This window comes from Mesocryomonas lacus (genome assembly GCF_055730135.2).
Window position 1 is genome coordinate 1 of the sequence record NZ_JBUZWE020000048.1, and the last position, 1,195, is coordinate 1,195.

At 60.5% G+C, this 1,195-nt stretch carries 1 protein-coding gene and 1 pseudogene; both read left to right on the forward strand.

Translation table 11 applies throughout. From position 1 onward, the window contains the following. Positions 1–339: pseudogene (locus ACZLZY_RS24855) on the forward strand (IS21 family transposase); the annotation flags it as partial. Further along, a complete protein-coding gene (gene istB, locus ACZLZY_RS24860; protein WP_472936639.1) occupies positions 329–1,123 on the forward strand; it encodes an IS21-like element helper ATPase IstB in 795 nt (264 codons plus the stop codon). The pseudogene ACZLZY_RS24855 and the gene istB, both read left to right, overlap by 11 nt. Positions 1,124–1,195 lie beyond the last annotated feature (72 nt).

Genomic DNA, 1,195 nt, shown 5'->3' on the forward strand with positions numbered 1-1,195 from the left:
AACGGTGCGCCCTTCGCAGAGCTGCCGGCATCCTTCAGGACCTTGCAACAGCACCTTCTCAAGCAACCGGGCGGTGATCGCGAGATGGTCGAGATCCTGGCTCTGGTCCTCCAGCACGATGAAGAGGTCGTGCTGTGCGCTGTCGACATGGCCCTCGAAGCCGGCGTTCCGACCAAGACCCACATCCTCAACCTTCTGCACCGTCTGATCGACGGCAAGCCGATGGTCCCGCCGACTGTGCAGACACCGCAGGCCCTAACACTCATCACCGAGCCACGTGCCAATGTCGAACGCTATGACGCCCTGCGCCGGACTGCGGAGGTGCGCCATGCGTCATAACCCGGCTAGCGGCGCCATCGTGATCATGCTGCGCAGCCTAAAGATGCACGGCATGGCGCAAGCCGTCAGCGAACTGACCGAACAGGGAGCGCCAGCCTTCGAGGCAGCCATCCCGATCCTCTCGCAGCTTCTAAAGGCCGAGACAGCCGAGCGGGAGGTCAGGTCTACCGCCTATCAACTGAAGTCGGCTCGCTTCCCGGCCTATCGCGATCTCAACGGCTTCGACTTCGCCAGCAGCGAGGTCAATGAAGCACTGGTCCGTCAGCTTCATCGCTGCGAGTTCCTGGAGGATGCGCACAACGTCGTGCTGGTTGGAGGACCCGGGACCGGCAAGACCCATATCGGCACAGCCCTTGGCATCCAGGCCATCGAGCATCACCACAAGCGGGTTCGCTTCTTCTCAACCGTCGAGCTCGTCAATCTGCTCGAACAGGAGAAGGTCCAGGGCAAGAGCGGTCAGATCGCCGGACGGCTTGTCCATTCCGACCTCGTCATCCTCGACGAGCTCGGCTACCTGCCGTTCAGCGCTTCAGGCGGTGCCTTGCTATTCCACCTTCTGAGCAAGCTGTACGAACGCACCAGCGTCGTCATCACCACCAACCTCAGCTTCAGCGAGTGGGCAACGGTCTTTGGCGATCCGAAGATGACCACCGCGCTGCTCGATCGCCTTACCCATCACTGCCACATCCTGGAGACCGGAAACGACAGCTTCCGCTTCAAGAACAGCTCGGCCAAACCCGAGAAACCGACGAAGGAGAAAACACGGAACTTGACCACCACCTGACCTGCCCAACATCATCGAAGCCGGGTCAGTTCTTGATGGAAATCCTGGGTCAGCTCTCAGTGGAAATCAACA

Coding starts and splice junctions, on each gene's coding strand:
- istB (WP_472936639.1), top strand. CDS start 329: ATGCGTCATAACCCGGCTAGCGGCGCCATCGTGATCATGCTGCGCAGC.